The 3,674-nt window shown below is 58.6% G+C and carries 4 protein-coding genes; 3 read left to right on the top strand and 1 reads right to left on the bottom strand.

Annotation, left to right across the window (positions count from 1 at the left end; translation table 11 throughout):
- Window positions 1-19: 19 nt before the first annotated feature.
- A complete protein-coding gene (locus LB543_RS33645; protein ID WP_224617342.1) occupies window positions 20-1,156 on the bottom strand; it encodes a RelA/SpoT domain-containing protein in 1,137 nt (378 codons plus the stop codon).
- A gap of 340 nt (window positions 1,157-1,496) precedes the next feature.
- On the opposite strand from LB543_RS33645, the gene LB543_RS33640 reads away from it, so the two are divergent.
- From LB543_RS33640 to LB543_RS33630, 3 genes are all read left to right on the top strand, one after another.
- Window positions 1,497-2,564 carry a cyclic nucleotide-gated potassium channel gene (locus LB543_RS33640; RefSeq protein WP_224617341.1) on the top strand — a complete coding sequence of 356 codons (1,068 nt, stop codon included), beginning with the start codon at window positions 1,497-1,499 and terminating at the stop codon, window positions 2,562-2,564.
- A 50-nt stretch (window positions 2,565-2,614) separates the two neighbouring features.
- Window positions 2,615-2,797: a hypothetical protein gene (locus tag LB543_RS33635; RefSeq protein WP_224617340.1), complete on the top strand. Its 183-nt coding sequence runs from the start codon at window positions 2,615-2,617 to the stop codon at window positions 2,795-2,797.
- A 302-nt stretch (window positions 2,798-3,099) separates the two neighbouring features.
- Window positions 3,100-3,674: porin (locus tag LB543_RS33630; RefSeq protein ID WP_224617339.1), on the top strand; the 575-nt coding region annotated here is incomplete at its 3' end.

The following is a 3,674-nucleotide window of genomic DNA, read 5'->3' as shown; positions in this document are numbered from 1 at the left end:
CTCCAGCATGAAGGTTGAATCAGAACCGCAGTGATTTGGGAATCCCACGACTCCCATAAATCTCATCCCGCTCTAGACTGTATTCAATATCCGCCTTTCCCGTGCAGATGGATTTCAGATTACGGACAAACAAGGAAACGTTCCCGAAATAATTCTGGTACATTTCAACAAGTTTTTCAACTTTATCTACTTCCACCAAGGCAGCCGTTACATCAATACCCCTTAGCTCGATTTTTTTCTCTATCTCCTCCAGCGTCAGCGCGCCCAACATAATAGTTCTGAATGGTTCTATGGTCACGTTATGATCTTTGCCATATTGCAGCAAATAGTATCGACATTTTTTCGTCGGCTGGACGAAGTTATCTGAGTAGAGGGTAAGATTCTTGATGTCTTCTAGAATGCTTGTCGCACCTATACGCGTGTTGATATCCCGCAATTCCCGCACTCGGTCATCGTGATCCGGAACACCGATAGGAACGGGACACTGCTCAACGTACGCGAATTCCGCCGACATAAGCTGGAAAAGGCGTAGCCAATCCTGCTCGCCGTTTCCGTGCTTCAAGTCCTGGCGCCGGAATAGCCCGACGGCCTCAACTGCAGTTGCCCATGAGTGCTGAAGTGTGGTCCGAACTTGCAATTCGATGCGTCGTCCCTCGAAAGCCTCAGTGTCGGCAGCTCTGGGTCGGTACTGGAAAACAATATGGTGACTTCGATAGCCGTCCGGCTTCGGCTCATCGATATAGTCAAATTCCCGAGAGTGTATCTCGTGGGGGAACTTGTCTCGCATCGATGCGAGAAGCATGCGAACACTTTTGATGTCGGGCACGATCGCTCGGCAGCCGCCGATATCGTTCATGGTGTCCAAATTGGTGGTGGACTCTCGAAGCTTCCGACGAATGGATGCCATGCGCTTCGGACGCGATGCCATGTCGCCCTTCAATCGCAGGGCTCGCATGTGGTGATCGACAGAGAACCGAACGCTCCGCATCGGCAGAAAGTGCGAGGCGCGCCAGCTATTGGCGATTGAGAAGATTTCGAGTGCGTCAACATACTGGCCGGCAGTGATGTCTCGTCCGAACTGCATAGGTTTTGCCAGTCGGTCGCCTGCCTTGCGAACGGCTTTCATGCTGTATTCAAGGCGCGGGTACTTAGTCATTGGACCCATATCGTCAAGGTAGGCCGCCTCATTCTGGACTGGCGGGACTACCGCAAGGGAATCGATCTCATGGATCGTATCTCTTTGTGTACGCGAAGTCCGCTCAGAGCGGCTGGGATCGAAGCCGGAAGCCCTCGACAGTGCCTCCTCGAGTTGCGCTGGCGCCGACCTCACCGGCTCCTGCAGCTCGAGCGCATGCGACGTCGGACCATGCGTCTGTTCACTTTCCCGGCCATCTGAGTTTCACCGTGTGATGAACATCGCAGCGAAAGTAAGCACCTTTGCGCTTGCCTTGAAGGCATCCTATTCTGGAGGAATAGCATCCGCTCGTGGGCACAGAATGTCGGTACTGCCTTTCCTGAGAATTTACGCGCCGCTCAACGCGGTGCTGGCTGCGCCTGGGCTGCTGGCGGTGGCTGCGCTCACGATGCCGGACATGCCCGGACGAAGCAGGCTGGCTCTGACTGCCGTGCTCGCGGTCATTTGGGGCGCCTATCTTCTGCAGATGGCCGAGACGTTGTTCAAGCGCTGGGCGGGAGACCTTCGGGACAGGACGCCGGCAATCGCCGTTGATATGCTCGCGGTTTTGGTTCCACTCGCCGCATTTCTGCTCGTCGGCACGCCCGACCGGAGCCTCTACTGTGCTGTCTGGCTGCTGAAACCGCTGCGCGACTCGACTTTCTTCCCGGTACTGGGCAGGGTGCTGGCCAACGAAGCGCGCAACCTGATCGGCGTCACCACGCTCTTCGGCGTCGTTCTGTTCGGTGTCGCGCTCGCGGCCTATGTCATCGAGCGCGACATCCAACCGGAAAAGTTCGGCAGCATCCCCCAGGCAATGTGGTGGGCGGTGGTCACGCTGTCCACCACCGGTTACGGCGACGCCATTCCGCAAAGTTTCGCCGGCCGCCTCCTTGCCGGGGCGGTCATGATGTGTGGCATCGGCGTCTTCGCGCTCTGGGCCGGTATTCTTGCCTCCGGCTTCTATCAAGAAATCCGCCGCGAGGATTTCGTCCGCAATTGGCAATTGGTCGCCGCCGTGCCGTTGTTTCAGAAGCTCGGCCCGGCCACGCTGGTCGAGATCGTGCGCGCGTTGAGACCTCGTAATTTGCCGCCGGGCGCCGTGATCTGCCGCAGGGGCGAGACTGGGGATCGGATGTTCTTCGTTGTGGAGGGCCGTGTCAGCGTCGCGACGCCACACCCGGTGGAGCTTGGCCCTGGCGCCTTCTTCGGCGAGATGGCGCTGATCAGCGGCGAACCGCGCTCGGCGACCGTCAGCGCCGCAACGGCGGTCTCACTCCTGTCGCTGCACGCGGCGGATTTCCAGATGCTGTGCAGCAGCAGCCCGGAAATCGCGGAAATCATCCGCAAGACCGCGCGCGAACGGCACGGCGCGGCACCGACGGCTTGACCGTACCGGGTGTTCGCCAGGAGGAGGACGCGGGTCCGGAAACTGACGCGATGTACCTTGATGTTGTTCCAGGTCAGCCCGAGCGCTTCGCCGAGACGGCAGCCGAGCGCCGGCACAATCAACAAGGCCGCGTCTTTCTATGGAAAAGTTTGAGCGCGCCGAACATCGGCCTTTCCTCGGATGCGGCGAATCCGCGGCAATTCCCTGGCAGACGACTCCAGGCCTTGCCATGATTCCGTCGGCCGATCGCCGGATTCGGCCGGAAACAGGCGGTTGCGGCGGGCCCGATAGTTAACGAGAGCTTTCTGAGTGAGGCCAAATCGTGACGTTTCTGCAACACAGGTCGGGGATAGCAGCCGAACTGTCCTTTCGCCGGTACGATCGTTGTTGAACGCCGCCGGCTCATGGGTAATGTCGAATTCGAAGGAGCGGCGCGGTGCGCATCTTTTTCGGTAGTGGGGATGGGGCAGGGAACGCTGTCCTTCAGCAAAGAATACCCAGACCCGTTTTTTAACTTTTGACTGGAGGTCAGAAAATGAACATCAAGAGCCTTCTCCTCGGCTCCGCTGCGGCTCTGCTCGCAGTTTCCGGTGCGCGCGCCGCCGACGCCGTCGTCGTCGCCGAGCCGGAACCCGCTGAATACGTCAAGATCTGCGACGTCTACGGCGCTGGCTACTTCTACATCCCCGGCACCGAAACCTGCCTGCGCATCGGCGGCTATCTCCGTTACGACATCGGCGTCGGCGACGTGGGTTCGTTCGACGGTGCGACAAGCGCCGATCACAAGGACGGCGGCAGCAACGACACCTTTTACAAGCACGCTCGCTTCTCGCTGAAGACCTGGACCGGTCAGGAAACCGAACTCGGTACTTTGAAGACCTATACCGAGACCCGCTTCAACTTCCAGAACAACAACCGTGACTCGGGCAGGTTCACATCGCTCAATACTGCTAGCAACGGCGGTGGCGGCAACACCGTCTCGCTGAACTTCGCCTGGATCCAGCTCGGTGGTCTCCGCGTTGGTAAGGACGAATCGGCCTTCGATACGTTCATCGGCTACGCCGGCAACGTCATCCAGGATACGTTGGTTCCCTATGGCGGTTTCGACAC

The organism is Mesorhizobium sp. ESP7-2 (assembly GCF_020164715.1).
Lineage (GTDB): Bacteria > Pseudomonadota > Alphaproteobacteria > Rhizobiales > Rhizobiaceae > Mesorhizobium.
This window is presented reverse-complemented; position numbering and strand designations above follow the sequence as displayed.

What these genes read in the sequence shown, in the direction of transcription:
- LB543_RS33645 (WP_224617342.1), bottom strand. Translation starts at nt 1,156, where the DNA reads ATGACTAAGTACCCGCGCCTTGAATACAGCATGAAAGCCGTTCGCAAG.
- LB543_RS33640 (WP_224617341.1), top strand. Translation starts at nt 1,497, where the DNA reads ATGTCGGTACTGCCTTTCCTGAGAATTTACGCGCCGCTCAACGCGGTG.
- LB543_RS33635 (WP_224617340.1), top strand. Translation starts at nt 2,615, where the DNA reads ATGTACCTTGATGTTGTTCCAGGTCAGCCCGAGCGCTTCGCCGAGACG.